Source organism: Escherichia sp. Lx600-2 (assembly GCF_036662595.1).
Lineage (GTDB): Bacteria > Pseudomonadota > Gammaproteobacteria > Enterobacterales > Enterobacteriaceae > Escherichia > Escherichia coli.
In genome coordinates this window covers 1-1507 of sequence record NZ_JAYQWM010000220.1, presented here as the reverse complement: position 1 = coordinate 1507, position 1507 = coordinate 1, and the positions used below count along the sequence as shown (strand labels likewise).

Annotated in this window: 1 protein-coding gene and 1 pseudogene; one reads left to right on the top strand and one right to left on the bottom strand. The window is 39.0% G+C overall.

Features of this window, described 5'->3' with window-relative positions:
• Positions 1 to 80 precede the first annotated feature (80 nt).
• A complete protein-coding gene (gene ompT / locus OQV04_RS24575) occupies positions 81 to 1007 on the top strand; it encodes an omptin family outer membrane protease OmpT (protein ID WP_101969352.1) in 927 nt (308 codons plus the stop codon).
• 249 nt (positions 1008 to 1256) lie between these two features.
• On the opposite strand, the pseudogene appY reads toward ompT, so the two are convergent.
• Positions 1257 to 1507 (bottom strand): annotated as a pseudogene (gene appY / locus OQV04_RS24570) (DNA-binding transcriptional activator AppY); the annotation flags it as partial.

The window sequence follows — 1507 nt, the reverse complement described above, 5'->3', positions numbered from 1 at the left end:
TAGTCTAAAAACTAGTATTAAGACTATCACTTATTTAAGTGATATTGGTTGTCTGGAGATTCAGGGGGCCAGTCTAAGTCCTGACAACCCCTATTGCGATCAGCTCTTTTGCTTCTACCGAGACTTTATCGTTTACTCCTGACAACATAAATGCGGACATTAGTCTTGGAACTCTGAGCGGAAAAACAAAAGAGCGTGTTTATCTAGCCGAAGAAGGAGGCCGAAAAGTCAGTCAACTCGACTGGAAATTCAATAACGCTGCAATTATTAAAGGTGCAATTAATTGGGATTTGATGCCCCAGATATCTATCGGGGCTGCTGGCTGGACAACTCTCGGCAGCCGAGGTGGCAATATGGTCGATCAGGAGTGGATGGATTCCAGTAACCCCGGAACCTGGACGGATGAAAGTAGACACCCTGATACACAACTCAATTATGCCAACGAATTTGATCTGAATATCAAAGGCTGGCTCCTCAACGAACCCAATTACCGCCTGGGACTCATGGCCGGATATCAGGAAAGCCGTTATAGCTTTACAGCCAGAGGTGGTTCCTATATCTACAGTTCTGAGGAGGGATTCAGAGATGATATCGGCTCCTTCCCGAATGGAGAAAGAGCAATCGGCTACAAACAACGTTTTAAAATGCCCTACATTGGCTTGACTGGAAGTTATCGTTATGAAGATTTTGAACTCGGTGGCACATTTAAATACAGCGGCTGGGTGGAATCATCTGATAACGATGAACACTATGACCCGGGAAAAAGAATCACTTATCGCAGTAAGGTCAAAGACCAAAATTACTATTCTGTTGCAGTCAATGCAGGTTATTACGTCACACCTAACGCAAAAGTTTATGTTGAAGGCGCATGGAATCGGGTTACGAATAAAAAAGGTAATACTTCACTTTATGATCACAATAATAACACTTCAGACTACAGCAAAAATGGAGCAGGTATAGAAAACTATAACTTCATCACTACTGCTGGTCTTAAGTACACATTTTAAGAACGCCAACTAAAATTTCCCCGAGGTGAAAATCGCCCCGGGGAATAACTAGCCATTTCAATGTAACAATTAACCCTTAAAATAAACCCAGAAGGTTATTAACTAAATCACATAAAAAACCATCAATTATAGTATGTATAAAATAGGCGACAGCAACCCAATTACAAATTAATGGTTCCAGAATATCACATCAAAAAAAACGCTGTATAATATTATAATTAACATGTAGACAACTTGTAATAAACATTATCAGTCAATTGTTTTGTTTATTCCATCTGTGACGCCGATTATTTTCTCAAAATAATGAGATGGCGTGACACCATAATAATCTTTAAATGCACATATGAAATATGAAGTACTGTTATAGCCACATTTCTGGGCTACGACATTGATAGAATAAGAGTTTGAAGTTATGAGTTTTTTTGCATACCTCATCCTAGTATCTCTCAATATTTCAGTAAATGACGTTCCTTCATCCCTTAATCTTTTTTTTATTAAAC